We start from the raw sequence: 878 nt of genomic DNA on the forward strand, positions 1-878 counted from the left end.
AGAGCGTGTCTCACTTGGCTTGTTTGAGCTTCTTGAAGCAGGTCAGTGCGGCGGCGAGGGCGAGGAAGCCTTTGAAGGCATCGGCGCGGCGTTCGTAGCGGATGGTCAGGCGTCGGTAACCGGCCAGCCAGGCGATGCTGCGTTCGACGACCCAGCGGTGGCGGCCCAGTTTCTGGCTGGTCTCGATGCCGATGCGAGCCAGGCGGGGCACAATTCCCCGTCGCTGCAACCAGACTCGGCGTTCGGCACTGTTGTATGCCTTGTCGCCGTGCAGCTTGCCGGGCTTGCGGCGGCGAGGTCCGCGGCGGGACCGGATCGCGGGGATGGCGTTGACCAAGGGCTTGACAGCGAACCCGTCCGGGGTGTTGGCCGCGGAAATGCCGGTGGCCAGGGGTAGTCCGCCCCGGTCGGTGAGCACATGCAGCTTCGAGCCCGGCTTGCCTCGGTCGACCGGATTCGGTCCGGTCATAGCGCCCCCCTTTTCGCCCGCACCGCGGCGGCATCCACCACGGCCCGGGACCAGTCGATCAGCCCTTGACTGCCCAGCTCGTCGAGCACCCCCGGTGGATCCGGGCCCACAATCCGGCCTCGGTCCATCGCAGAAACCATCGATGCGCGGTGGGCACCGTGACCCCGAACGACGGCGGTAACCACCGCCAGGCACACCCGCTGGTGAGCACATACACGATCGCGGTGAACACCTTGCGTGCATCCGCCGGTGCCCGCCCACCACCCTGCGGGCGCTCTCCAGCCTGTGGAATCAGCGGCTCGACCAGCTCCCAGAGCTCGTCGGGAACCAACCGCCGTGACAACGCATCAACCACAGACGATGATCTTGCCCTGAACACCGATCAAGATCCAAACGAGACACGCTCTAA

General features: G+C 66.5%; 1 pseudogene. It reads right to left on the minus strand.

Annotation, left to right across the window (positions count from 1 at the left end):
- Window positions 1-10: 10 nt before the first annotated feature.
- Window positions 11-824 (minus strand): annotated as a pseudogene (locus JAV51_RS20105) (IS5 family transposase).
- Window positions 825-878: the final 54 nt, after the last annotated feature.

The organism is Saccharomonospora sp. NB11 (assembly GCF_015910535.1).
Classification (GTDB): domain Bacteria; phylum Actinomycetota; class Actinomycetes; order Mycobacteriales; family Pseudonocardiaceae; genus Saccharomonospora.